This window comes from Nostoc sp. 'Peltigera membranacea cyanobiont' 210A, from assembly GCF_002246015.1.
GTDB lineage: Bacteria > Cyanobacteriota > Cyanobacteriia > Cyanobacteriales > Nostocaceae > Nostoc.
Map to the genome: position 1 here is coordinate 212,074 of NZ_NOLJ01000007.1, position 26,656 is coordinate 238,729.

General features: G+C 41.7%; 19 protein-coding genes and 1 tRNA gene. 13 read left to right on the forward strand and 7 right to left on the reverse strand.

Annotated features, from left to right (window positions below; all coding sequences use genetic code 11):
• The first annotated feature begins 15 nt into the window (after positions 1-15).
• The 3 genes from CDG76_RS23000 (at position 16) to CDG76_RS23010 (ending at position 6,264) form a co-directional block, all read left to right on the forward strand.
• Positions 16-5,064 (forward strand): CHAT domain-containing protein, encoded by a 5,049-nt coding sequence (locus CDG76_RS23000; RefSeq protein WP_094351239.1) that lies wholly within the window; start codon positions 16-18, stop codon positions 5,062-5,064.
• Between the two features lie 281 nt (positions 5,065-5,345).
• The gene (locus CDG76_RS23005) at positions 5,346-5,966 is read left to right on the forward strand and encodes a hypothetical protein (protein WP_094351240.1); all 621 of its coding nucleotides are present in this window, start codon (positions 5,346-5,348) and stop codon (positions 5,964-5,966) included.
• 224 nt (positions 5,967-6,190) lie between these two features.
• A tRNA-Val gene (locus CDG76_RS23010) sits at positions 6,191-6,264 on the forward strand.
• Positions 6,265-6,319: 55 nt separating this feature from the next.
• Here CDG76_RS23010 and CDG76_RS36425 read toward each other — a convergent pair.
• Both CDG76_RS36425 and CDG76_RS36430 read right to left on the reverse strand, forming a co-directional pair.
• Entirely contained in the window at positions 6,320-6,667 is a 348-nt protein-coding gene (locus tag CDG76_RS36425) for a hypothetical protein (protein WP_143854152.1), read from the reverse strand.
• 162 nt (positions 6,668-6,829) lie between these two features.
• A complete protein-coding gene (locus CDG76_RS36430) occupies positions 6,830-7,129 on the reverse strand; it encodes a hypothetical protein (protein ID WP_143854153.1) in 300 nt (99 codons plus the stop codon).
• On the opposite strand from CDG76_RS36430, the gene CDG76_RS23015 reads away from it, so the two are divergent.
• From CDG76_RS23015 to argJ, 4 genes are all read left to right on the forward strand, one after another.
• Positions 7,096-7,215 carry a YgjP-like metallopeptidase domain-containing protein gene (locus CDG76_RS23015; RefSeq protein WP_262984359.1) on the forward strand — a complete coding sequence of 40 codons (120 nt, stop codon included), beginning with the start codon at positions 7,096-7,098 and terminating at the stop codon, positions 7,213-7,215. The genes CDG76_RS36430 and CDG76_RS23015 overlap by 34 nt on opposite strands.
• Positions 7,216-7,869: 654 nt before the next feature.
• Positions 7,870-9,843 carry a PAS domain S-box protein gene (locus CDG76_RS23020; protein WP_094351241.1) on the forward strand — a complete coding sequence of 658 codons (1,974 nt, stop codon included), beginning with the start codon at positions 7,870-7,872 and terminating at the stop codon, positions 9,841-9,843.
• Positions 9,844-9,861: 18 nt separating this feature from the next.
• Positions 9,862-11,376, forward strand: coding sequence for a hybrid sensor histidine kinase/response regulator (locus CDG76_RS23025; RefSeq protein ID WP_094351242.1), 1,515 nt, complete (start codon positions 9,862-9,864; stop codon positions 11,374-11,376).
• A gap of 248 nt (positions 11,377-11,624) precedes the next feature.
• The gene (argJ, locus tag CDG76_RS23030; protein ID WP_094351243.1) at positions 11,625-12,788 is read left to right on the forward strand and encodes a bifunctional glutamate N-acetyltransferase/amino-acid acetyltransferase ArgJ; all 1,164 of its coding nucleotides are present in this window, start codon (positions 11,625-11,627) and stop codon (positions 12,786-12,788) included.
• An 839-nt stretch (positions 12,789-13,627) separates the two neighbouring features.
• On the opposite strand, the gene CDG76_RS23040 is transcribed toward argJ, so the two are convergent.
• The 4 genes from CDG76_RS23040 to CDG76_RS23055 form a co-directional block, all read right to left on the reverse strand.
• On the reverse strand, positions 13,628-14,002 hold the full coding sequence (locus CDG76_RS23040) for a hypothetical protein (RefSeq protein ID WP_094351245.1): 375 nt from the start codon (positions 14,000-14,002) through the stop codon (positions 13,628-13,630).
• A 419-nt stretch (positions 14,003-14,421) separates the two neighbouring features.
• Complete coding sequence (locus tag CDG76_RS23045; RefSeq protein ID WP_094351246.1) at positions 14,422-16,611, reverse strand: xanthine dehydrogenase family protein molybdopterin-binding subunit; 2,190 nt, start codon at positions 16,609-16,611, stop codon at positions 14,422-14,424.
• Positions 16,608-17,585: an FAD binding domain-containing protein gene (locus tag CDG76_RS23050; protein ID WP_094351247.1), complete on the reverse strand. Its 978-nt coding sequence runs from the start codon at positions 17,583-17,585 to the stop codon at positions 16,608-16,610. The genes CDG76_RS23045 and CDG76_RS23050 overlap by 4 nt, the downstream gene beginning before the upstream one ends.
• Positions 17,572-18,120 carry a (2Fe-2S)-binding protein gene (locus CDG76_RS23055; RefSeq protein ID WP_094351248.1) on the reverse strand — a complete coding sequence of 183 codons (549 nt, stop codon included), beginning with the start codon at positions 18,118-18,120 and terminating at the stop codon, positions 17,572-17,574. Before CDG76_RS23055 ends, CDG76_RS23050 begins: the two co-directional genes overlap by 14 nt.
• 112 nt (positions 18,121-18,232) lie before the next feature.
• Here CDG76_RS23055 and CDG76_RS23060 point away from each other — a divergent pair, with 112 nt between their 5' ends.
• Complete coding sequence (locus CDG76_RS23060) at positions 18,233-18,436, forward strand: NAD(P)-binding protein (protein ID WP_094351249.1); 204 nt, start codon at positions 18,233-18,235, stop codon at positions 18,434-18,436.
• 250 nt (positions 18,437-18,686) lie between these two features.
• Here CDG76_RS23060 and CDG76_RS37585 read toward each other — a convergent pair whose 3' ends face one another.
• Positions 18,687-18,824 carry a hypothetical protein gene (locus CDG76_RS37585; protein ID WP_190240951.1) on the reverse strand — a complete coding sequence of 46 codons (138 nt, stop codon included), beginning with the start codon at positions 18,822-18,824 and terminating at the stop codon, positions 18,687-18,689.
• Between the two features lie 165 nt (positions 18,825-18,989).
• On the opposite strand from CDG76_RS37585, the gene CDG76_RS23070 reads away from it, so the two are divergent.
• The 5 genes from CDG76_RS23070 to CDG76_RS23090 all read left to right on the forward strand — a co-directional run bounded on the left by CDG76_RS23070 (position 18,990) and on the right by CDG76_RS23090 (position 26,564).
• The gene (locus CDG76_RS23070; RefSeq protein ID WP_094351251.1) at positions 18,990-19,421 is read left to right on the forward strand and encodes a hypothetical protein; all 432 of its coding nucleotides are present in this window, start codon (positions 18,990-18,992) and stop codon (positions 19,419-19,421) included.
• Positions 19,422-19,485: 64 nt separating this feature from the next.
• On the forward strand, positions 19,486-21,306 hold the full coding sequence (locus tag CDG76_RS23075) for a hypothetical protein (RefSeq protein ID WP_094351494.1): 1,821 nt from the start codon (positions 19,486-19,488) through the stop codon (positions 21,304-21,306).
• A gap of 188 nt (positions 21,307-21,494) precedes the next feature.
• On the forward strand, positions 21,495-22,634 hold the full coding sequence (gene gshA / locus CDG76_RS23080; RefSeq protein ID WP_094351252.1) for a glutamate--cysteine ligase: 1,140 nt from the start codon (positions 21,495-21,497) through the stop codon (positions 22,632-22,634).
• Positions 22,635-22,984: 350 nt separating this feature from the next.
• Positions 22,985-23,446 (forward strand): tRNA (cytidine(34)-2'-O)-methyltransferase, encoded by a 462-nt coding sequence (locus CDG76_RS23085; protein ID WP_094351253.1) that lies wholly within the window; start codon positions 22,985-22,987, stop codon positions 23,444-23,446.
• A 793-nt stretch (positions 23,447-24,239) separates the two neighbouring features.
• The gene (locus tag CDG76_RS23090) at positions 24,240-26,564 is read left to right on the forward strand and encodes a peptidoglycan DD-metalloendopeptidase family protein (protein WP_094351254.1); all 2,325 of its coding nucleotides are present in this window, start codon (positions 24,240-24,242) and stop codon (positions 26,562-26,564) included.
• Positions 26,565-26,656: the final 92 nt, after the last annotated feature.

Genomic DNA, 26,656 nt, shown 5'->3' on the forward strand with positions numbered 1-26,656 from the left:
ATTGGGAAAACTTCGATGTCACCACTGATTTCCATTGTCATCGTCAATTACAATCGGGAGTCTTACCTTCAAGAAGCGATCGCTAGCGTCTTAACGCAGACATGGCAAGACTTTGAGCTACTAATTTGGGATGATGGCTCTACAGATAGATCGGTGGCGATCGCTCAGGCTTATGCTCAACAAGATGGGCGAGTGCGGGTAGTCGAAGCACACCATCAAGGAGTTACTGCGGCTTGTAAGGCAGCAATCGGCCAAACTAGCGGCACTTACATCGGCATCGTAGACAGTGATGATATCCTCGCCCCTACCGCCCTCGCCGAAACCGCCACAGTACTTAATCGCCATCCAAAAACGGGATTTGTTTACACCGACTACTTAAATATTGATCGAGACGGCAAAGTTATGGGCTACGGTCATCGTTGTGACATTCCTTACTCTCAAGAAGGTTTGTTGGTAAACTTCATGACGTTTCACTTCCGCTTGATGCGGCGTTCAGTTTACGACCGAGTAGGAGGTGTCAATGCGTCCTTTGCTGGTAGTGCTTATGATTACGACCTTTGTCTCCGACTTTCAGAAGTAGCCCAGGTACGCCAAGTTAAACAGCCACTCTACTTATATCGAAATCATTCCCAAAGCATCTCTGTTACTAGAAACAAAGAACAAATACTTTGGTCTAAACGAGCGATCGCTCAAGCACTTTGGCGACGCGGATTAGCAGACAAGTTACAAATCGATGTAGAATTGCCCACAGGTCGCTTCATATTACGCCGCAAAAAATCTTTTTTATTAGACCTCTTGCAAAAGTCCCTAACACCCCACCCCCAACCCCTCCCCGCTGTTCGCGAGGGGAGACAAAGCGTAGCTTTGGCGGGGTGGGGTTCTTTCTTATTTTTGATTTATGCAAGAGGTCTATTCTCTAATATCGCCGCTTCAGCCCTAGTTATTGCCTCGCTGGTAAGTCCCAGATTAGCCCAAGCACAACAAATAGTTCCTGCTAACGATGGTACAGGTACAATTGTGACTCCCAACGGCAATCGACTTGATATCACTGGCGGCACAATTTCTGGTGATAATGCAAACCTCTTTCACAGCTTTCAACAATTTGGGATTTTACCAGAACAAATCGCCAACTTTCAAGCTAGTCCGGCGTTGCAAAATATCCTTGGTCGAATTACAGGCGGGAATGCTTCGGTTATCAATGGTTTAATTCAGGTAACAGGTGGCAATGCTAACCTTTTCTTGATGAATCCAGGCGGATTTATTTTTGGAGCAAACGCCAGTTTAAATGTGCCTGGTGCTTTCACGGTGACAACAGCGAATGGCATTGGTTTTGGTAGCAGTTGGTTCAATGCCATCGGTGTTAATGACTACAGTGCCTTAGTTGGAAACCCCAACGGATTTGCTTTTAGTATTAGCCAGCCAGGAGCGATCGCAAATGCTGGAAATTTGGCAGTAGGTACTGGGCAAAATTTGAATTTATTAGGCGGTACTGTAGTCAACACCGGGCAACTTTCAGCACCAGGAGGGCAGATTTCTGTCACATCCGTACCAGGACAAAATTGGGTGCGTCTTAGTCAGCCAGGAAATCTTTTAAGTTTAGAAATTCAGCCCCTCGCCTCTAGTAGCAACCAACCCAATAACTGGACAATTCCCATCGCCTCTTTACCAGAATTGCTCACAGTGGGTAACACAGGGTTAACAGCCAATCCTGATGGAACTGTAAAATTAACAAACTCCAATGTCACAATTCCCACAACTCCAGGTACAACGATTGTTGCTGGGACAGTGAATGTATCGAGTCAAACAGGCGGTACGGTAACTGCTTTGGGTAAAAAAGTCGCGGTGATTGATGCCAATATTAACGCCTCTGGAAATAATGGCGGCGGTACTGTGCTAATTGGTGGAGATTATCAAGGTAGAGGGACTTTACCCAACGCAGATGGGACTTATGTGGACTCAAAATCCGTCATTAATGCTGATAGTAATTTGAATGGAAATGGCGGACGGGTAATTATTTGGGGTAACGACACAACCCAGCTTTTTGGTAACATTTCGGCTCGTGGAGGAGCAAATGCCGGCAATGGTGGTTTTGTAGAAGTATCAGGCAAAAATTTCTTAAATTTTAACGGTTTAGTAGATACTTCAGCCGTCAATGGCAACTTTGGCACTTTATTGCTAGACCCCAGTACATTGACCATTATCGATGGTGGGGTAGGGACATTTGATGCTACAGCAGGCAATATTGCCTTTGGCAATGCAGATATTGGGGCTAACACTGTTTCTTGGGGTGCGATCGCAGCTTCGGGTGCAAATATTAACTTACAAGCTACAGGCAACATTACCATCAATGACATCACAGGAGCTACGCCCTTAGTAACTACTCCTGGTGTCGCTACATTAAACTTGGGTAATGGCGGTAGCTTCAGCCTGGCTTCACAAAATGGTTCTGTAAACTTTGCCAATCCTGCCAACACAATCAAGACAACCGGGGGAGCCATTACCATATCGGGAGCCAGTCTATTATTGGGAAATTTGGATACAACTGGCTTTGGATATGGTGGTACATCTATAGCTGGAACGGTGAATTTAAGTGCCACAAGCGACATCATCATAAGTAGAATTACTTCCTCTGCAACTAATGGTAATAACTCAGGTACAGGTGGCAATGTAATCGTAACAACTACAGCAGGCAGTATTACCACAGGGGCCATTAACTCATCTGCATCAAAGACAGTACCAGGTGGAGATTTTACAGCTAAATCTGGTGCAGTTAGTTTAACTGCCAGAGATAATATCACCGTGAATGACGGCATTGACGCCTCAGCAACAGCCACTAACGTTGATGGTACTGCAATTGCTACAGGTGGCAACGTTACTTTACGAACTACCAATCCCTTTGGCAGCACAATTCGCTTTAACAGCATCAACACACAGGCCACAAGGGATTTTGGTGATGCCAACACTGTTCAAGGTGGCAATGTCCAAGTGCTGACAAATGGACTGGTACAAGGAAGAAGCACAGGTACTACCATCGCTACTGGCGGAATTTTGGATTTTGGAGGAGAAGGAACCGCTAGGATTGCGGGAGGTAATGTGGCAATTCGACATGATGGTGGTCAAAATAATGTGCCATTTATCGTAGGTGATGCGACGAGTACCAATGGCACAGCCGGAACAATTGATGCGGGAGACACTTCAATCCTCGCTTCTGGCAACTTTCCAGTCTTGCCAAATGGTGGAGATGCTACTGGCACTCTAACCCGAATCACCATTACATCTGTCAACACCCCGCCGATATTAACGTCAAACTCATCGCTACCCAATACCCAGACTAATCAAGCAGTGACCTTGACGTTCTCTAGTTTGGCTCCACTCGTTAGCGATGCTAATAATGACATCACCTCCATCAAGGTTGATGTGGTGGATACGGGAAACCTCAGTGTCAATGGCCTTCCCGTCATCCCTGGTGTTACAACCTTATCTAGCGGCGATACTTTGGTATACACACCTCCAGCAGATACGAATGGGTCACTAAATGCCTTTGTAATTAGTGCAAATGACGGCGTTTCCTCTTCTGCACCTGTACAGATAGGAATCAACGTCAGTCAGACTCCTACTCCAATTCCTACCCCAATTCCTACCCCAATTCCTACTCCGATTCCTACTCCGATTCCTACCCCAACATTTACTCCAAATCCTGACCCCTGCACATTCCAATGCAATCCACCAGGTAAACCGAATAACCCTGTCCCCAATAATCCTAAGATTGAGAACCCCGTTCTTAATACCGATCCCACTCCCGAAGACAATTTCACAGATGATTTTGCCGACCATTTAGGCATACCCACCCCTAGAATCAAAACCCTAGATGATGCCAAAGAAATTGCTCGCAAAATTGAAGAAGCTACTGGTGTGAAACCTGCATTTATCTACATCAGTTTTGTCCCTGTGGAAATTCTACCAGAGGGAAATTTAGGTAAAGCTCAAAAGTTTACGAAACAGTTAAATACCATAGCAGAAAAGGATAGCGACCAACTAGAAGTAGTAGTAGTAACCGGAAAAGGTAATCCTATCCGCAAGCGCATCCCAGAAACAACTAAAGCCAAAGTTCTCCAAGTAGCTCAAGAATTTCGTGACCAAATCGTTAGTCCGCAAAACCGTCGTCGCACAGGTTATTTGCGTTCATCTCAACAACTTTATCGCTGGATTGTTGCACCATTAGAGGCAGATTTACAGGCGAGAGGAATCAACAATCTGGTCTTTTTACCAGACATTGGGTTACGTTCAACCCCAATGGCAGCACTTCACGATGGAAAGGGGTTTCTAGTAGAAAAATACAGTATTGGCTTAATGCCTAGTCTTAGTCTGACTAATACCCTCTATAAAGACATTAAAAAATCTCAAATTTTAGCGCTGGGAGTTTCTCAGAGTACTCAGGGACAAGAGCCTTTACCAGCAGTCCCCCTTGAGTTATCAACACTAATATCTAAACTCTGGCAAGGCAAATTATTGTTAGACAAGCAAGCCACCTTAGAAAATCTCAAAACTATCCGCCGCCAACAACCTTTTGGAATTATTCACATGGCAACCCATGCCGATTTTGCTACCGGCGCTTTGAATAATTCCTATATTCAACTGTGGGAAGACAAGTTACGCTTGAATCAATTACGACAGTTGCGCTTGAATGAACCTGAAGTTGAAATGCTGGTGCTAAGTGCTTGTAGAACAGCTTTAGGGGATGAAGAATCCGAACTGGGATTTGCGGGTTTAGCAGTGCTGGCAGGTGTGAAAACTAGTGTTGCTAGTCTTTGGTCGGTTAATGATGCTGGGACAGCAGCGTTGATGACAAAATTTTATCAGAACTTAAAGACAGCTCCAATTAAGGCAGAAGCTCTCAGACAGGCTCAGGTAGCTATGCTCAAAGGGCAAATTTATGTCAAGGATGGACAAGTGCAAGGTTTAGGAGTGGTTGGGAATTTGCCTTTACCTGCTGACAGTGCTGATGAATCACTTATGCATCCTTATTATTGGGCTGGATTTACAATGGTTGGTAATCCCTGGTGAAGGTAGGAAATGCAGAGGGGAAAGAGGAGTGTGGGGAGTGTGGGGGGTAAGACTTCTTCCCCATCCTCCCACACCTCCCACACCTCCCACACCTCCCACACCTCCCACNACCTCCCACACCCCTCTTCGCTTGCGGGGAGGGGTTGGGGGTGGGGTGTTAGGGACTTTTGCAAGAGGTCTATACTTCTAGCCGATACTACGGATGAAAGATGTGTCTTCTTGCAGATGAACGCTACAATCTATCAGAAAATCAAAGAAATAGTTAAATCCAGAGTGGCTTCATGACGGCTAATTTAACACCTAAAGCGACATTTGACTTTGTTAACGTGCTATCTCAGGCTGCGGCTAAGTATAGAGAACCAAAAAGTATACGCCCTAGTGCTGAAATATTAGTAAAGGCATTGCTACAAGCCGAAAAAACTGCCAAGCAACAAAAGTTGACTTATGCGTTTGAGTTTCTGCTCGGTAAATGGCAACTTTGCTTTGTCACTGGCACTAAGAAAAACAGAGGTAGCGGGGGAATTGTATTAGGCAACGGTTTCTATGTACCCAAGTTTATGGCAATCCATGTTTCCTTTAATGCCACTTTGGAACAGGATTCAGACAGAGGCGAAATTGCTAATCAGGTTGAGCTTAACCCAGTTTCACTGAAGCTCACGGGGCCAGTGCAATATTTCGGGAAGAAAAATTTATTGGCTTTTGACTTTAACCAGATGATTATCAGTTTGTTTAGTCGTGTTATTTACAACAGAGCAATCCGTGCTGGTAAAGTTCAAACAGAAGATTTCTACAACCAACCTATAGCTAAACTACCCTTCTTTGGCTTCTTTTTAGTGACAGAAGATTTCATTGCAGCTCGCGGTCGTGGGGGAGGATTGGCCTTTTGGATTCGAGAAACTTAAAGACGCTTGCAGGAAATCAGGCAGTCTTGCTGGAGGCAAAAGGAAAAAGGATTTGACTTATTTGTTTGATTTGTAGCAAGTGGTGCAACCTTTTTTACAAATCAAACAAATACTTCACATCATCTGCGCTTGATTACTTAGGGACTGATAGATTTTGCCTGATTTGGTCTTTTATCTTGCCTTATCAGAGAAGTATATGCTACCATTGATAACTGTGTGGTTAAGGACGTATAGCTCAGTTGGTTAGAGCGCTACGTTGACATCGTAGAGGTCACTGGTTCGAATCCAGTTACGTCCATTTTTGTTTGTATAGTGACTAATTATTTGTCACTGTTAACAGATTAATGTCAATTTTAACAAAATCTTGTCACGGTTAACAAATTAGTGACTACTATGCAGTCTGGATACCCTATATCAAAGATTAGAACCAGAATTATTTGAATCTGGAAAAGGTACGCGGTGGATGCTCTAACGATACAATCAAAAGCGATCGCTCGAACTTGTAGAGTTTGAATTAGAACAAGCAGGCAAGCCGATGCAATGGCATAACAAGCCGATGTAATGGCATAACAAGCCGATGCAATGGCATAACACGCTGATGTAATGGCATAACACGCCGATGTAATGGCATAACACGCCGATGCAATGGCATAACACGCCGATGCAATGGCATAACAAGCCGATGCAATGGCATAACACACCGATGCATGAACAATAAAACTGATTTTGCAGGTAATATCTTGCTTGATTACTTATTAAACCCGAAGAACCCCACCCCGCCAAAGCTACGCTTCGTCTCCCCTCCCCGCAAGCGGGGAGGGGATTAAGGGGTGGGGTGCAATGACTGTGGAAATCATAAGTAATTATGCGAACATGATATAACGCTCTTCCATCACTCTCAGAAAACAATAATCGAAGCAGAAAACTGAAACTATGACTAAATCAAGGTTTGAGGCTTTATTTTCTAATATAAATTCAAAAATGTAGCCAAAACCTGGAAAGTTAAGTCTCGTAAGCCTTGCAGCGATTGCTTTCTCCAAGAGTGATGGAAGAGCGATAAAAGTAAGTTTTATTACAGCGATCGCCTCAAATTTATGATTGTATTGAGTATTTGGCAGTTCCTGAACTGGTGCATCTAATTGAACCGCATCACAGCACTGCATTTTGGCATAGGGTGGAGCCTATTGTGCCAGATTGTCTGAAGCGAAAGCAGTGGTTAGCTGAGAATGGCGCAATTTATAACCTTTAAAAATATGTGAAATAATAAGAGCGATCGCATTTAGACAAAGTTGAAAGAATCTGTCAAACTTCTACAAGTTTTTGATAATTTACCATCTCTGTAAATCTCATAAAACACCTCTGGCAATGTCCATCTATCCACAAAGCTGGAATTTTAAACCTTGCACCGCAGTTAGGACATTCCGAAAGTAAATGTAATTTATGGCGATGTCTACGACGGGCTTCTCTACGAGACGCACTCGCGTTCGCCTACGTACCCCTACTTTATCTTCAACTGCTCTGTCTCCAAATCTTGATCGTGAGCTTCTTCCCTGCTCTCTGCGGTGTTAATAATAAGCCTTTAACTGAACACTATATGACAGATTAATAATGTTGATTTCCCCAAAGTGATTTGAGTTAGCGCGCAAATACACGTATGCAGCTAGATTAAAATTAGATTATTATATAACTTAAATATTGCTGTAATTTTTAAAGGTTTTTATATATGTAAATGGTTGATTTCAGAGGATATACGGTAACAATAACCAAAGCGATCGCGGTATTTTAATTTTAATAAATCTTATATTATTCAGATTAAAAAACTCAGAAAAGATGACGAACACAGAATCTCTTCTTTCGCACTTCAGGCTTTGGTGAAGACTTATGCAATGTATAGGTTTTTATAATGGAATTTTTAAATAATTTTTTCTCTACTAGCCAGTTTATTCCCCACGGACATTGCTACCTCTGGAAACCAGGATTGGTGTGGTTGCATCTGATTTCAGATGTGTTGACTGGACTTGCTTATTATTCAATTCCAGTGATGCTGGTTTATTTTGTTCGTAAACGGCGAGATATGCCTTTCGGCTGGATATTCCTAATGTTTGGTACATTCATCGTTGCTTGTGGCACAACTCATTTAATGGATGTATGGACGCTTTGGTATCCTACCTATTGGCTATCAGGGTTACTCAAAGCTATCACCGCTTTTGTCTCCGTATTAACGGCTCTAGAGCTTTTGTCATTAATGCCGCAGTTGCTGGCTCTACCGAGTCCTGCTCAACTAGAGGCTGCAAACTACCAACTAGCAAAAGAAATTGCTGAACGCATACGGACTGAGGAGGTGTTGAGGGAAAGCGAACAACGCTGGCAATTAGCTTTGCGCGGCAATAATGATGGAATTTGGGACTGGAATGTTAAAACCAATGAAGTTTTCTTCTCGGCTCGTTGGAAAGAAATGCTAGGTTACGAAAACCACGAAATTTCTAACTATTTAGATGAATGCTTGACACGAGTGCATCCGAACGATATTGAGCGGGTGAAACAAGCGGTTCAAGATCACTTTGCTCAGAAAACACCGTTTTACATCACCGAGTATCGAGCTTTATGTAAAGACGGCACCTATAAATGGATTTTAGATCGAGGGCAAGCACAGTGGAATGAAAATGGTAATGTAGTACGAATGGCAGGATCGCATACTGACATTACCGATCGCAAGCAAGCAGAGGAGAGACTAAATAGCCTACTTAACCAATTAGAAAGCATGGTTGAGGAAAGAACAGCAGAGTTAACAAGAATCAACAAATCATTACAGACAGAAATTACTGAACGCCAGCGAATAGAAGAAGCATTGCGAGAGAGCGAACAGCAATTTCGGGCTGCATTCCATCAAGCTGCTGTTGGCATTGCCCATGTCGCAATCGATGGAAGCTGGTTGTTGGTTAATCAGAAGCTTTGCGATATTCTCGGTTACACACTCGAAGAACTACAGTTGTTAACTTTCCAAGATATTACTCACCCGGACGATCTTAATACTAACCTGAAATATGTTGAGCAGATTTTAGCAGATAATATTCAAACTTACTCGATGGAAAAGCGGTATTTCCGCAAAGATAATTCCTTAGTTTGGGTTAATCTCACTGTGTCTTTAATGCGCGAACCTAATGGGGAGCCAAAATATTTTATTTCTGTGGTTGAAGACATTAACGAACGGAAAGCCGCACAGCGCGAACGCAAGCAGTGGGAGGAGCAAATTCAAGCATCACTATTAGAAAAAGAGGTGTTATTAAAAGAAATTTACCATCGGGTCAAAAATAATTTACAGGTTATTTCCAGTCTGCTAAACCTGCAATCTGCCTATATCAAAGACAAAGACGATTTGACAATATTTCAACAAAGCCAGCAGCGGATTGCATCAATGGCTCTCGTTCACGAAAAATTGTATCAATCTCAAGACTTAGCAAGGATTAATTTTGGTGAATATATTCGAGATTTGGTAGCAAGTTTATTTACTGCTTATGAAATCAATGAAGATGCGATCGCTTTGACAATAAATGCCGAAGATTGTATTTTTCTCGGTTTAGATACAGCAATTCCTTGTAGCTTAATTATCCATGAGCTTGTATCTAATTCCTTAAAATATGCATTTCCCAAAGATAGTAATGGTGCAATTAATATTGAAATCAAGAAAATAATTAACAATAATTTAATGCTAATAGTTAGTGATAACGGGATTGGCTTACCAGCAAACTTTGATTTTAATAAACTCGCATCATTAGGATGGGAGTTAGTAGATGCTTTAACCCATCAGTTAGCAGGAAATATAAATATTACAGGCTCTACTGGAGTAGAGTGTCAGGTGACATTTCCTTTAACATAAATAGACAATTAATAAAAGATGACAAACGCAAAAATTTTAGTTGTGGAAGATGAAGCTATTGTTGCTAAAGACTTACAATATCGGCTTAAAAAATTTGGTTATACAGTGCCTGCTATTGCTTCTTCAGGAGAAGAAGCAATTAATATAGCAATAGAAATATCTCCAGATTTAGTACTGATGGACATCAAACTTAAAGGCTCAATGGACGGGATAGAAGCTGCTGAAGAAATCTATAAGCGTCTGGATATCCCAGTAATTTATTTGACTGCTTATGCAGATGAGAATACATTGGAACGAGCTAAGATAACTGAGCCGTTTGCCTACCTCCTGAAACCTTTTAAAGAAAGAGAACTACAAACAAATATTGAAATAACTTTGACTAAACATGGTTTGGAAAGGCAATTAAAAGTTAATAAAAAATGGCTAGATGCACTTTTAAGAAGTATCAGTGATGGTGTGATTGCTAGCGATTTACAAGATTTAATCACTTTTATGAATCCGGTTGCAGAAAATCTGACTGGATGGAAACAGGAAGAAGCCTGTGGCAGAAAGTCCTCAGAGATATTTAATATTGCTAATGGCGAAACTCATAACTCTATTGAAAGTCCGATTATAAAAGTTCTTCAAGATGGTATTATCGTTCATCTCCCCGCAGAAACAATTCTGATTACTAAAGATGGTGCAGAAATACCAATTGATGACAGCGCTGCACCGATTAAAGATGACAAAGATAATATTACAGGTGCTGTATTAGTATTTCGAGATATTACTGAGCATAAACGAGCGATTGAGGCGCGTCAAAAGCAAATTGAGCAAGAACAACTTGTGGAGCAATGGGAAGAGATAAATCAACTCAAAAATGACTTTTTGAATTTAGTTTCTCACGAACTGCGATCGCCTCTGAGTAATATCAAGATGATGATTCAAATGATACAACTGTCTAATAATACTGAGGAAGCTCAACGCTGTCTAAAATTAATGGAAAGTGAGTGCGATCGCGAACTAGAATTAATTAACGATCTACTAGACTTACAACGGCTAGAAAGCTCATCCTATCCAGTTATTACACCTGATGCGTTGCTCTTACAACAGTGGTTACTTTGGGTTATCGAGCCGTTTCAAATTCGTGTTCAACAACATCAACAAACTCTACAGCCGAATATCCCTGCAAATCTCCCGTCGCTATTGTCAGATAGCATTAGCTTGGAACGCATTATAGTAGAATTGCTCAATAATGCCTGTAAATACACACCTGCGGGTGGTGAAATTGTCTTAAGTGTAAGTCACAATTCCTCGGAAGAACCTGCAAAAACAATTATTACTGTCAGTAATTCAGCAGAAATTGCGTTGACAGAGTTACCACGGATATTTGATAAATTTTATCGTCTCCCTAATACAGATATCTGGAATCAAGGTGGTTCGGGTTTAGGTTTATCTATAGTCCAGAAATTAGTCGAACAATTGCAAGGAAATATTAAAGTAGAAAGTGGCAATGGATGGACTACATTCACTCTTACATTAGCTGATTTATAGTCCTCTATAACCAAAAATTTTCTAGATGAGTGTGGGGAGTAAAAAAGTTTTTATGTTGTCAAATCTTTGAATATTTAGCAATTTTTTTCAAAAACAATAGGTTTTTGATGTTAATATTTCATGAATTTATTTGTTATTTAGCTTGGGTTTCACTGCCATCCACCCCAAGCTGCATTAATAGATTTTATGATAAGTAATTAACCGAACTTGATATGAGATAATGAAAGCAAATTATTAAATATCGAAAAATGTCATTAACTATATCTTCCACACCTCAAGGTTTTAGTGCATTCATCACTAATTTGGGAATACGAGATACAACTGATGATTTTGTATTTATTAAATCATCAGTTCCTTGTGTTGCAGATGGAGTCTTCACTCAAAGTCTTTTTGCTGGCCCAAGTGTTACTATTAGCCGCGATAATTTAAAAGATTCACAAGCACAAGGAATTGTCGTTATATCTAAAAATGCAAATGTAGCTAATGGTTCTGTTGGTATTGCTGACGCCCAAGAGGTTCTGCAATTAGTTGCAACTGAAACTGGAATTGCTGCAAATAATATTGTGATAGCTTCTACAGGTGTAATTGGCAGACGTTACCCTATTGAAAAAATCCGGGCTGGTTTATTAGGATTTGGCAAAAAATTGACTGATGCTGATTTTAATGCCGCCGCTCGTGGTATTATGACCACCGATACAGTCGCGAAACTAGCTACACGGCAAATAGGAAATGCCAAGCTAGTAGGAATTGCCAAAGGTGTTGGCATGATTGAGCCTAATATGGCTACTCTCCTAACTTTCTTTTTTACTGACGCTGCAATTTCTGCAAATAGCCTTCGTTCTATTTTTCGCTCTACTATAGATAAAACTTTTAATTGCTTGAGTGTAGACACTGACACTTCTACTAGTGACTCTGCTGTGATTCTTGCTAATGGAATAGCCGGTGAAGTTTCAGAACTAGATTTTGCTAGTGCATTGCAAGAAGTTGCACAGGAATTAGTGCTGAAAATTGCACGAGATGCAGAAGGTGCTACTAAGATAATTGAGGTAACTGTAGATTCAGCGATTAACTATGCACAAGCTAAAACAGTAGCGAAAGCAATTGTAAATTCACCATTAGTAAAAACTGCTGTTTATGGAGCAGATCCGAATTGGGGAAGAGTTGCTATGGCTATAGGCAAATGTGAAAATGAACAGCAGATAAATCCAGATAAAGTTGTTATTAGTTTTGATAATGTGAAAGTTTATCCTAGTAGCTTAACTCAGGAAAATCTAGAACAGTTACGGCAAATTATGTCTAAAGACAAAGTAGATATTCATGTTAGCCTTAATATTGGCGAAGCCTCTGCAACTGTATGGGGTTGCGATCTTTCAGAGGGTTATATAGAAATTAATGGTAAATACTCAACTTGATTAAAGGATGTTTGAAAAGTCATGATTGATGTATCAAATATTTTTTTACCCCTCCCTAACCCTCCCCTTAGAAAGGGGAGGGAACTAGATTTTCCGGTTTCCCCCCTTTCTAAGCTACGGTGTACACACAAGTTTTAAATAGCTGATTAACCAAGGTTTTACCCCACCCTAACCCTCCCCTTATAAAGGGGAGGGAACCGGATTTTCTTGTTTCCCCCCAATACATCGGGGGGATTAAGGGGGGTAAGAATGCAATTAAAATCACAGCCAACGACTTTTCAAACAACCTCTTAGACCTGTTGTACAAATGCAAAATTTGCCCACCCTGCGGGATCTTGTTACATCCCCTAACCCCTTTTCCCAAAATTAGGAGAAGGGGAGCGAATTTTAAAGTCACTCTGCCAAGCTTGGGAGAGAGATTTAGGGTGAAGGCTTTTGATTCATTGCGCTCGGCGTTGAAGAAAGAGCGTCGCGTCTCGTAGAAAAGGGTCAAAGCGACTACACTCAATAACATCGGTGAAGTCTACAAAAATTTAGGAGAAAAGCAAAAAGCACTCGATTTTTACAACTAAGCTCTGCCCCTAGTGTGTGCGATCGCTCTAGTGAAGCTGTTACCTTGGTTAATATTGGTGTACTTTTCCAAAATACAAATCGACCAATCGAAGCCATTAATAATTTAGATACAGCTATTTTCAGTTAAATAGACCAAGCGTTAGGGGCGTAAGCAAGGTCTTGCGCCCCTACAATGGTATGTTTGTTAACTGGAAGTCCTCTAATGACACCTGATTTTTGACGGAAGTATGCAATGACTGTAAATATTTTTGTCCAGCTACTTAGCCTTACGGCGCGATGCTAAAAAGGATGGCTCCACTACCAATAACTACCGTATCTCCATCCAGACGAAAACTAACTATGTCTGTTGGAGAAAGTTTTTCTGATATTGTTGGTTCAAAGCTGGTTTTTGAAGAACTATATAAAATATATTCTCCATTATAATCACCGCTTTCTCCAGGTTGTAAAAGTTGGCGTTTTGGCTGTACAAACTGTCCAAAATTGTAAAAAGCTCTCGTACTTCCTGAATCATTGTTAACTTGAAAACCTCCCGTAATTTCAGAGGCTTCATCGTAGCTTAATTCAGATAAAAAATTGTCATCAAGGTCAGAAAAGGTAATAGAAAAAGAATCTTTTTCCTTTTTAGAAGTTGTTTTTAACATGATGGATTTCCTCAAAATACTTTAACTATAGCAATCCTATTTGATTTGTGAAAATGCGCGGTGTCCAGATCCCCGACTTCTCAAAGAAGTCGGGGATCTAATTTTTCACAAATGATTTAGGATTGCTATAATATTATTCTGCTAGACTACAACAAGATTTTCAAGCATCTTCATGTTATTTAATGGCTCTGAAAAAAGAATAATAAAGACAGTTGGAAGTCGTAGCTATACAGGCAAACTCCACATAGAAACTTCCGGTTTCCCAGCTTGTCCCTTGGGGTCTCCCCTTTTCCTAAAGGGAGAGGCAAGTGGCGTTTGAGGAACGAAACCCAACATTTCCTCGGCTTTGTTGGGTTGCGCTTTGCCTAACCCAACCTACAATTGTTCTTAACTGAACTTCTCTCTACAAACCGATTCATTCACAACAGCTTATCTGGTGTAATTGGCAGATCGCGAATCCGTTTACCTGTGGCATGATAAACTGCATTAGATATGGCAGCCGCTACCCCAACAATTGGGAGTTCCCCCAGACTTTTGGTTCCTAATGCATTCACATAAGGATCGTGTTCTTCAACAAATTGCACTTCCATATTAGGGATATCTGCATGAACCGGAATCAGGTAATCGGAAAGGTTAGCACCAACTATTCTGCCCTGATTAGCATCCATTACAGTTTTCTCCATCAGCGCCATACCAATTCCCCAGGTAATTCCGCCGATAACTTGACTCCGCGCTGTCTTGAAGTTGAGAATTTGTCCTGCATCATAAACGCCTACGCAACGTCTAACTTTGATTTCTCCTAACAATTCATCAACTGCAACTTCAACAAATATCGCCCCAAATGAGTGTTTGGCATATTCTTTGCTTTCTGGATTGAGTGACGATTCCTCTGTAACTTCTAAACTTTCTAATCCATGACGGCGCAGAATATCGGTGTAGCTGTCTCGTTTCGATGGGTCTTGTTTTAAGAATATTTGCCCTGACTCAACGGTAATATCTTCTGCTTGCGATCCGTAAAGCAAAGAATTAGAATCTACGATCGCCATTTTAATTATCTTATCCCGTGCAGCGATCGCAACTTGATGCACCGCCGGGGAAACACTCGCAACTGTCATTGAGTTCCCTGTAATGGGTGCTTTAGGAAGATTGCTATCACCTAATTCAAACTGCACTGGTAATCCTAATACTTCAGCAGCTACCTGCGTCATCACTGTATAAGTACCAGTACCGATGTCTTGAGTACCACTTTGTACTTTTACTTCTCCAGTGGCAAAAATTTCTACCTTGACTGATGCAGTTCTAGCATTGGTGGGAAATGTCGCACTTGCCATTCCCCAACCAATCAGGAAATGATTTTCTCGCGTGGAACGGGGAACTGGATTGCGTTGTGGCCACCCAAAAATTTCTGCGCCTTTTTGATAACATTCTTTCAGAGATTTACTTGACCAAGGTAATCCTTTGTGCGGATCGATATCTGCATAATTTCTCAATCTTAGTGCAATTGGGTCAATATTTAAGGTGTATGCCAGTTCATCCATTGCCGATTCTAAGGCAAACATTCCCGGCGCTTCTCCTGGGCCACGCATAAAGGTTGGTGTACCGGCGTTGATGCGTCCCAAACGGTATTTTATTTCCAAATTGGCACAGGCGTACATCATCGTTGTTGCTGCACCTACTGGTTCGGCAAAGTCATCAAACAGGGAAGTTAAAGATGTCCCAATTTGCTCGATGACAGTTAGTTTGCCTTCCTTGGTTGCACCTAACGTTAGCTGCTGTTGAGTTTCAGAACGGTGGCCGCAAGCTGTGTACATTTGCGATCGCGTTAGCACTACTTTTACTGGGCGCTTTACTTGACGAGCTGCGATCGCGGCTAAAATCGTATGCGATCGCAGCAGTGCTTTACAACCAAATCCGCCGCCTAAATATTTGGAGATGACGCGGACATTTTCTTCGGGAATATTCAGAATAGATGCGATTCGGTTTTGGGTTGCAGAAACGCCTTGAGTGGTTTCATACAGCGTCAAGTTATCCCCTTCCCACATTGCGATCGTTGCAGAAGGTTCTAGGGGATTATGATGTTCTATTGGCGTAGTATAAACTTGCTCTATCAAAACATCTGCCTGTACTTTCCCCGATTCAACATCTCCTCTAGTGATTTTACCTGGCATCATGCCCAAAAATATCGATTCGGGTTCAAATATCTCTGTATGTGCCATTGTGACTGTCGGAATGGCTTCTTCGTAGATAATTTTTATCCTAGAGGCAGCAGTTTCGGCTTGTTCTAAAGTTTGGGCAATTACAATCCCCAAATGTTGACCATCGTAGTAAATGTTATGGTCTTTTTCAGTTGACTGAGGTTGTGGAGGGCCAAAGAAGGGTATTTTTATTAGAGATGGGGTTTGTTGGTAAGTAATGATATCTATTACACCAGGGGCGACTGCGGCTGCCGTTGTGTCTATTTGGATAATTTTACCGCTGGCGATCGCGCTTTGAAAAATCACTCCATAAGTTAAATTCTCGATTGGCACATCGGCTGTGTAAGGCGCTTCTCCCGTTACTTTCAGCCTACCATCAACGCGATCGAGTGGTTTCCCAATAATTTTATTCATAATTTTTCTGCCACAACTGAGAGCGCGCGTACCAAAGCGCGTTTGACTAATTCAATTTTGAATTCATTGTGTGTTTGCGGTTTTGCTTCTTTGACGGCTGCTGCTGCTGCGGCTGTAAAGATATCTTCGTTAATTGCTTTCCCTTTGAGAAATTCCTCAGCATCCCTTGCACGCCAAGGTTTGGGTGCTACTCCCCCAAAAGCGATACGTGCTGATTTTATCGTGTCTTGTTCTATATCTAAGGCAACAGCTACGGAAACGAGAGCAAATTCGTAGGAAGCTCGATCTCTTACTTTTAAATAATGGGACTTATATGCAAAATCTGGAACTTCAATAGCAACAATTAATTCTCCAGGCTGTAATAGAGTTTCTTTTGCTGGTGTCTCACCTGGTAAGAGATAAAAATCATGAATTGAAATTCGCCGTGATTGTTCTATTCCTTGGATACAAATCACTGCATCTAATGCCGTCAAAGCTACAGCTAAATCGGAAGGATGAACGGCAATGCAATGTTCGCTTGCTCCGAAAATGGAATGCATTCGATTGTAACCTGTAATTGCCGAACAACCTATACCGGGAGTGCGTTTATTACAAGGAAAAACCGGATCGCGAAAATAACCACAGCGGACTCGTTGCAGTAAATTCCCACCCACTGTTGCCATATTTCGCAGTTGCGGTGAAGCGCTTTGTAATAAAGCTTGGCTAATTACGGGATAACATTCCTGAATTTGGGGATGAAAAGCCACATCGCTCATTCGAGAAATCGCACCAATGCGGATTCCATTCGGTTGAAATTTAATATCTGTTAAGGGCAAACTATTAATATCAATTAATATATTCGCTGTTTGGACTCCATCTTTCATTAATCCCAGTAAATCTGTGCCACCAGCAATAAATGCAGCAGTTTTATCTTGCTCAACTGTGGCGATCGCCACTTCTTCTGAGGTGACTTTAGCATAACTAAATGGCTGCATCTTCCTTTTCCTCTAGCACATCTCGAATCGCCGCAATAATATTTGGATATGCTCCACAACGGCAAAGGTTTCCACTCATTTTTTCTCGAATTTCTGCTTCAGATTTTGGCGATTCTTCTAATATCATCCCTACGGCTGAGATAATTTGACCTGATGTACAGTAGCCACATTGAAAAGCATCATGGGTAATAAAGGCTGTTTGCATAGGATGGAGTTTACCATCTTGTGCTAATCCCTCAATTGTGGTAATTTCAGCAGCGATGTGCATTACAGCTAGAGTCATACAAGAGTTAATGCGCCGATTATTAACTAATACAGTACATGCACCACATTCACCGCGATCGCAAGCTTTTTTAGTGCCCATCAAACCCAGCTTTTCTCGAAGTGCATCTAGTAATGTAACACGAGGTTCTATCTTCAAGGAGTAAGATGTATTATTAACATTCAGTGATAATTCTACTTCCTCTGAACCGAATATTTTCACTTCCTGAGTAAGTGAGTCTGAAGTTCTTGAAGCTAAGGAATTTTCTTCCATGTCTTATGTAGATAATAATTACATCATTTACTATAGTAGCGAGAAAAAGTCTGCGATTGTTCTAGCTTGACTTCCTGATATTTAGAATCCCAGTGAATTCTGACTTAATAATATGAACACAAATCTCACTCAGAAATTATCCAAACACATAGTAGAGAAAGTTGCTATTGTCGGTGCTGGGCCAGGCGGTTTAGCTGCTGCGATCGCACTGAGAAGCCAAGGGATAGAGGTTCAAGTATACGAAAAAGCCCAAGAATTTCGTCCGGCGGGAACTGGACTAGGACTAGCTCCCAATGGCTTGAATTCTCCTAACTAAAATGGGGATTTTCCGCAAACCACCCCCCCCTGCGTTCGCCCTAGTCTTTAGCCGGACACGATATGAGACACCATGCATTTCTGGAAAAGACATTGTGGCACGTGTAGTAAGAAAGCAAGTATCACTTGATGCTTAATTTAGCTCAAGGGGGTCTAATGATTGATCGCTTTTTGAATCTAATTTTTATCGATTCCTTCGCTGTAGTAATTAACCTGACATTTGGTACATTACTTCGCACTAAAATCTGCAATTATTCATGGGATGGAGTTGTAAATGATGAGCTTTCAACACCAGAAAGTAGCGCTAGTCCTTCTAAATCTCCACCATCCTTAGAAGAGGTAGAAACCGCTCCTCTTCCATGAAGCCTGACTGCTGTAGCGATTTTCATTTGAATGAAATAAGGCTTGCTTAGGGGCGTACATCTGTGCGCCTCTATGAGAATCTATGTTTATCTGTGGTTAATTATATGGATTGTCACAAGCAATAACTAGAATTTTAACGGGAATACGGTAAAATCCAGAGGAACTTTTATTGTTACCAACGCGGGTTAAGGATGGAAGCAAATTTTCTGACGGCTGTTTTTCTGCCCTTGGCTCTATTTATTATCATGTTGGGTATGGGGTTAACCTTGACCCTAGAGGACTTCAAGCGAGTTGTAATCTATCCGAAAGCGGTGGTGATTGGTTTGGGCGCAGTTGATCGTGTTGCCGATTGTGGGGCAACTCTAATTTTGAATGTGGTTGCAATGGCTTTAGGTTTTGCGATCGCTACTTTAACCCGATTAGGAGAAAAACGCGTTACGGCAATTACAGTAGAAGTAGGAATTCAAAATGGGACTCTAGCGATCGCGATCGCTTCTACCCCTACCCTGCTGAATAGTCCTACAATGGCTATTCCTGGGGCAATTTATGGTCTGCTAATGTTTGTGACTGGTGCTGGATTTGCTTGGTGGTCTAGTCGTCGTCAAGGGTTGTTGAAAGCATAGAATTACTTTGCCTTATGGGTTACAAGTATTTGTAGAAATTGAATTATCCAATCTTGTTACGTTGATGTTTCTAGACTCTTCTGCTAAACCAATTGATGACAATCTCAAAAATATTGTAGACGGAATTGAAGCGCAAAGTTCTAGTTTATCAGTTTTAGCAGCGCGTCAATTCCGTTATAGTTTGCGTCAAACTCCGGTAGAAGTTAGCATCAAAGAACCACGCCAGTTTAACGTACTCGAAGAATTTATCATCCGTGCTGCTATTGAATTTCAACCTCCGCCAACAGAGGATGAATTAGCTTCTGTACTTGGGCTTGATTCTGTATTTATTAAAACTACTACTACAACTCTTCGTTCCTTACAAACTCTATTACCAACATCGCCACTAACAGTTACTCCTGAAGGTCGATTATTTTATGAAAAAGGGTCTGTACCACAGCCACCATATCCTATACAAATTTATGCTATTACAGACCCTTTAAGCGACAAGATAACTTTTCAATCTGAATCCTTAAATGAGACAGTAATAAATTTGCCTGATTTGGCAGACTTTATAACTATTGATAATACAATTGCCGATATTGCTTCCTTACCGCTTGAGGAAATCCAAAAAAGTATTCAAGCTTCAGGTTTAGCACTTCATGTTCCAGAAGAGGGAAAAATTGTCACTTCCTCCAAGGTACTAGCTTCGACTCAAAAAATTTGGCTAAAGATATCGCTTTTCGTTATCTTTGATGCCTTTGAAGATAAATTGAGTATCCAAATAAGAAATGGAAAGCAAATTTTAGAGTCAGCATCAAATTGGTTAGAAGTTCTACACGCTGAAGGTAAAATCTCTTTGCAAACATTATGTAAATTGTCAAACGAAACCCTCAATTGTGAACGTGAAACCATTCTCAAGCAGAAAAATACTGAAATAGAATCTAGACTCGAAAATATTCGCACAAAAGCGATTAAAACTACTACAAAATCTGATAAAAAATCAGTAGTAGGTGAAGCCATTCAGTTACAAAATGGACAAATTAGCCAAGCTTTTTTAGAAGTTTTAAATTCGGCTAAAAGCCAAGTTTTGATTTATTCTCCTCGCGTGAATCAAGCAGTTGTCAATGAAAAATTTCTTACTCTATTACAGAAATTAGCTAATCGCGGAGTATGGATTTTAATTGGATATGGAATTGCGCGGCGACAAGAAGATGAAGAGAAACCAATTCCACCAGAAGTAGAAAAAAAACTTCGAGCGATAAAAACACCTGATGGTTTACCATCCGTACTGATTTTTTGGTTGGGAGATTCCCATGTCAAAGAAGTAATAGTTGATCGAGAAATCTATCTTTGCGGATCTCATAACTGGCTATCTTATCGCGGCAATTACCTACCACTAGGCGAGTCAGTTTATAAAGTAACAATTCCCCTTCAAGTCCAGGAAGCTTATGAATTTCTCGCTAATCGCTTCCAAAATCACGCTCAAAAATTATGGCAAAATCCTCTACAAAACCGCGATTCTAAACTTGCAATAGAGTCTTTATATGTATGGGGTGCGTTAGGTATGGAAGATATTGCACTCAAAGGGATAGAGAAAAATAATTGGTTGGAACTTCTGCCTGTATGGTTGAATGTAGTACTACAGGGATTAAAATCGAAAAATTTATCAGGTGATTCAGCAAGTTTTAAAACTGCACTTTCGTTGCTGAGTCAAGTTTCTGTCGAAGAAGCTTTTATTGAGCAATTGCAACAGGGATGGCGGAAAGTTATCGGCGCGATCGCAATTAACAATCCCGAAACTGCTTTAAACTTACTTAGTGATGAAGTATGGGCGCAGTTTATACGTCTCAATATTGTTCAAGAGAGTGATTCACGCAATGATTTTATTTTGTACCGTACTTAACCTACGGTAGGATATTTTTCATACTCCAATAGTAATAATTTATCAGAAAACAGCCCAGAAATATACTGTCTTGATTTTGCGGTGATTGGCAATTAAATGATTCTTAACCTTTGATTGACTTAAAGATAGATCCAGAGATTCGTCTTGTTCGATACAATTTATAGGTAGAGAGAGCCGAGGAGAACAAGGTGGTCTTATTAAAAGGCTTTGAGATTGAGATGTACACTGGCACGCCTCAAGGTGAAATCGTCGGCCTCTCCGACAAAATTGTTGCGGCTTTGGATGGGTTTATGCGCGAACCAGATAGCCGCAACGTTGAGTACATAACCCAACCATCCCATAATTACGAAAATTTATTGTGTGCTTTGTTGCGTCCTCGGCGGGAGTTGCGAAACTACCTCAATCGTTTGGGCGATTACACCTTAATACCAGGGAGTACTTTATCTTTGGGTGGGAGCGATCGCTTTCTCCGTTCCGATCCAGCAAACCCCTATCATGATTACATTGAGAATACCTACGGCACGAAAGTAGTTACCGCTAGCGTACACATCAATATCGGCATCAGCGATCCAGAAGTATTAATGCGGGCGTGTCGAGTCATCCGTATGGAAGCGCCCCTATTTCTCGCCCTCAGCGCCTCATCTCCCTTCTTGGATGGCAAAACTACTGGCTATCACTCTACCCGTTGGGGCGTTTTCCCACAAACGCCTAGCCATGTCCCCTTATTTGCCAGCCACGCCGATCATATCCAGTGGGTAGAAGAGCAACTCGTTGCCGGAACCATGCAAAACGTGCGGCATTTGTGGGCATCGGTGCGACCAAATGGCGATCGCCGTCCTTATGACTTGAATCGCCTAGAACTGCGAATTTGTGATTTAGTTACAGATCCCATTGCCTTACTGGCGATTACTGCCTTATTAGAAGCGCGTTTGTTGCAAATAATCGAAAATCCCAGCATCGATCCCTTAACCCAAAGTACTTTCTCTGCTGAAGAACTTGTTACTCTGACTGCTGACAACGAAGCTGCTGCTGCTGCTGGTAGTCTTGATGCTCATTTAAGGCATTGGCAAGATGGTAGAAATATTTTAGCCAGAGATTGGATTGCTCAAATGTACCAAGATGTTTGGGCGATCGCCAAGCAACAAGGTTTTAACTGTTTCCTTTCCCCTTTGCACAAAATCCTCCGCGAAGGCAATGAAGCTCAACAGTGGTTGCAATTACACGCAGTCGGTTTTGACAGCCACCGCGTCATCACTCAGGCTATTATCGCCACCCAAGAGCGCGAAATCGAACTCGAAGACAAATTATGTTCGTCTCTGCTGGGTTAACTCAACAGGCATTGGGGATTAGGCATTGAGAAAACACTTTGTTTATCCCCTTATCCCCCTACTTCCTACTCCCAGCTCCCGTCTTCATACAAATGGTAGATTTTATTGCAGGCACTACCAGCCCCAAAAGACACAAGTACTTACTTTTTCTACACAAAACTTAATATTTACCGATTGTAGCCAAATATCCTCTCAGGCATTGCTCTGGGATGGTTTGTACTTCGTTTTAAAAATCTAATCGATAGATGATGCTTGATTATTATTAACAAAACCTATGAATAGCCTCTACCTTTTGGTAGATTTAACATTGACAATAAATTGTTTTATACAACACGTAAATTGTACGGATAATGCCTCAGGTAGTTTTAGTTAACCCGCAGATACCTCCTAATACAGGTAATATTGCCCGTACTTGTGCAGCTACGGGTACAGAGTTGCATTTGGTGGGGCCTTTGGGATTTGAAATTAGCGATCGCTACCTCAAAAGAGCCGGCTTAGATTACTGGCCTTATGTCAAACTACACTATCACGAATCCCTCGAAGCCTTTAAAACCATACATCAGAGGCGTGGCGGCAGATGGTTGGGTTATACGGTTAATGGAAATTGTAATTATGTAAGCTTTCAGTTTCAACCTGATGATTGGCTACTGTTTGGTAGTGAAACCACGGGCTTACCACCAGAAATTCTGTCAGATTGCGATGCTACCCTCTATATTCCCATGAGCCAACCGGGGGTTCGCAGCTTGAATCTGTCAGTGAGTGTAGCAATAGGTTTATTTGAAACCCGTCGTCAGTTAGGCTATTTACAATAGTTGCTTACATTCCTGGTTATAAGTGTATTTACTTATGAGCTTTCCAGAAACCTATTAGACGATTTATTTGTGACTGCAAAAATTTTCTTGGTGACAGCAAGAATATGTAAAACAATATACCAAAAATTGGGTTTATTCGCAAAATGTAGTGGAAGATACTTACAAGTATAGTAAGGTTATTATAAGAAATTTGTATATGAAACTTGGGATATTGCCAAATTTGAATGATAGATTTTGATGAATTTAAAACATTCTAAACTAGAAACGAAATTGCTAAAATCCAGTCATGTATTACATTTGAGCTATTTTTGCTCAATCAAGGACAGAAATCAGCCCAAAAGTAGCCGATAGTTAATACGGTTGTTTTTTAGGGAATAATCAACGTAAAGTCTCGTGTTGAGAAGACTGATGGGGTAGAAATATCTTGAAGATATCTACAGCAGGGGGCATAACTTTTCCAGAAGTCGCCGCAATTTAATTTTCAGCAGCGACTTGGACTTGGCAAATAAGCTTGTCCAGTCCCCGCGATTGACGCAAGACAAGAGCGGATAATGGTAAAGAGTAATAATCGTCCTAAGTGGTGTTAGGAGTGGTTCGGACAAGTAAACACAGCAAAATTTAAGTTTTGCAAACAGATGTGAACTTGTCTAAATCAGAGAAGCAGGTTAATCTTGCGTAAGCATCTCTGGTGAATGTGATCTCGATCTATCATTTGTTGTGATCTAAATCATTGACTAGTATCCAACTGAAAAATCGAGGTTAATTAAGCGCTAGTGATCATAGGAGGTCGTCTTTGAAACGAGCATTGAAAAAGAGAGTAAAAGCTGTGTTGAACAATACCCCTAGCAGCGATGATGCCCCGGTAGAACTGCTAAATGTGATGAATCCAAAAGTTAACAGCCGGGTGCGGACAAAAGCGGCGATGATTGGCTTGGCAATCTCTATGGGAGCAACCAGCCTTTTGGTGACTCGACAAAGCGATCAAGCCCAAGCAGCGGTGCCAGTAGGTAGCCAAAAGGCAACTTCAGCGATTCCTGCTGTTCCTGACACCGAGGTGAAATTTGCCTCCACAAAGCTGGAGTCCCAAGCAGTCTCATCAGCGAGCGTGCCGGAAAATCCTGTAATCGTGGAACCAACGGCAGTATCACAAGTGCCTGGGCTTGAAGCTAAATGGCAAGTCGCGGCAAGTGGAATATCTTTGCAAGTTCCTGCATCAAACACGTTTTCTCAAACAACAGCAGGTTATAAAAATTCCACCTACCTGAAGCCCAAAATGGCACAGGGATTGAACAATACCTTAGCCGAAACTAGTTTTCCAACAGTTAATAAGCTGTCTGACTATAGTGCTGATGGTGTTGATAGTACAAATACATCACTAACTGCCCAGCCACAAACAGTGGCAACGTCAACCGCAGGTAACAGTGAAATAAATGCACAACTTAAGGCGCAACAAGAGTTCGCACTAAATCGCTTACAAGAAAAATCGAACCGTTTAAGAAAGAGTCTGGCGCAGTTGCAGTCTGGAGAAACCAAAAATTTCTCACAAGCTGATATAGCATTGGTGCAGCCGACAACTGTAGTTGAGAAGACTGCATTAGCAGCCCAGTCAGACACTTCTAACGATGCAAGCCAAGCGAACCTGATATCGAGGTTAAAACAGAAGACACAAACAAGTGCATCTGTACCAGCGGCGCCAATAGTAATTGCCTCCTCGGCACATACAGCTTATGAAGTTAAACCTGGAGATACGCTAGCAGCGATCGCCAGCAGATACAATACTTCAGTATCAGAACTAGTTAAAGCAAATAACCTCAATAATCCCAATGAACTGCGAATTAGTCAAAAACTAGTTATTCCTGCTGTTCAAACTCCTGCTGTTCAAATTCCTGCTGTTCAAGTTGAGGCAACTGTAGCGAGTCAGCCCACTTTTGTAGAGTCTAGCAAAACTCCAAAGGTAGCTACCTCCCCTTTGAATATTGGCAGTGCTAACTCATATCTACCTAATTCACCATCGCCAACTATTGCCGACAACAGTAGCGTTGCCGTCCCTACACCGGTAACTGTACAGATTCAGGCAAATAGTGCAACCGAATTAGAACCTGCCCCCCTGCCTACAGCTAAATCTTATGGCGTCGGCGGTGACATTCCAGTGCCACAAGCTTTTGCCGAAATGCAACAGCCTAAGACACCAGCAAATAGGGTAGCAAGGGTAAATAATAACAATAATGACCGTTTGCGGGGCTTACAAGCGGAAATCCAGAGGTTACAGCAGAAATATCGCGCTCAACAGTCTGGTAATTTAGTTGTGCCAGCAGCAGCGATCGAAGCAAATAATGCTGCTATGCTCACTCCTATTTCTACGCCCAATAATTTCAGTGTACCTAACCCTGCATCTAGACCAAATAGTGTAGCAATACCAATTCCAGTTCCGACACCGATTCGGGCTAACTATAGCGTTCAGCCAATTAAGTCCCAATTCCGTACTACTGTACGCCCTACCGAAGCAGTAAACCCAGAATTCTTGCCTAATCTAGGTTCTGCTAGCCAGTGGACTCCCTCTCGTACTCAATCTGCCACAAGGGTTGCAACGCCTTCTGGAAGAGTAAATGCCTCTGACTCCTTAGGAAAGATGCGAGGAACCACAGTTTCTCCACAGGTATTACCACCTTTGGCAGCAGTGGATCAATATCTTCCTAGACCCATTGACGAACTTACACCTCCTCCATCTTCCTCAACCTTAGCTTACACCTGGCCAGCAAAGGGCACCCTTACTTCTGGCTATGGCTGGCGCTGGGGTAGAATGCACAAAGGAATTGACGTTGCTAACTCCACTGGCACACCAGTTGTCGCTTCTGCTGAGGGGACGATACAAAAAGCTGGCTGGAACAATGGTGGCTACGGCAACCTCGTCGAAATCCGCCATCCTGATGGCAGCACGACTCGCTATGCTCATAACAGCAAGATTCTGGTGCAACCTGGTCAGGCAGTACATCAGGGAGAAACAATTGCTTTAATGGGTACCACTGGTCACAGTACTGGGCCACACACCCACTTTGAAATCCATCCATCAGGCAAGGGTGCTGTTAACCCAATAGCTATGTTACCGGAACGCATATAATTGGCTGTCTGTAACTAAATTATTACCTTGTTAGTTGAGGGAGCTTCTCTCCCTCTTCTACTTTGTATTGACTCAATAGGGATGGAACTTAT